Genomic DNA, 360 nt, shown 5'->3' on the forward strand with positions numbered 1-360 from the left:
GCGCTGTGGACGGCATATTAAAGAAGTTACCGGCCTGTTGTAAAGCACTAATTTTGTGGTTTTTAGCTGTTTGTTGAGATTTTCGGCAACAAGCTGTTATTTTCAACAATTTTGCTGTAGCTATTCTCCTTAGCCAAGGCAGATCATTGCATTTTAGCTGCTTTCAGCCTTTTCGAAGCCGTTACGGCCTAGCTCACTAGCGCTGTAGCAACAAATTAATCTGGCTAAAAAACCGGGAGGGCTAAAAGCAAAAAACCACCCGTAAGGTGGTTTTTTAAGAAAAAGTGGCGGAGGGAGAGAGATTCGAACTCTCGGTAGGCTATTAACCTACGCCGGTTTTCAAGACCGGTGCATTAAACC

Origin of the sequence: Alishewanella longhuensis (assembly GCF_014653435.1) — a bacterium.
GTDB classification, from domain to species: Bacteria; Pseudomonadota; Gammaproteobacteria; order Enterobacterales; family Alteromonadaceae; genus Alishewanella; species Alishewanella longhuensis.